Raw genomic sequence first — 250 nt, 5'->3', positions numbered from 1 at the left:
GGTGCGCTTGGTTACGCACGTTCAAGCCTTGCTGTCCAGAATGGCCTGGGTGTACATCTGTCACTGTCGCCTTGACCCGACGGGTCTCCCCCTCGGGCCAGAACGCGGGCCGAGCAATAGTCACGTCATCGTGATACACCGCCCAATCCTGCAAGTGCATGTACAGACTGTAGAAAGTCAGGCTGGGCGGCACGTCCGGGCTGCCCTCAATCTTCGGTGGCTGAAGACGGTGGCGTACCAGCACGAAATT

The 250-nt window shown here is 59.6% G+C and carries 1 pseudogene; it reads right to left on the bottom strand.

Features of this window, described 5'->3' with window-relative positions:
- Positions 1-250 (bottom strand): annotated as a pseudogene (locus ACZYSM_RS29700) (hypothetical protein); the annotation flags it as partial.

It is taken from the genome of Pseudomonas sp. F220, from assembly GCF_057813935.1.
This window is presented reverse-complemented; position numbering and strand designations above follow the sequence as displayed.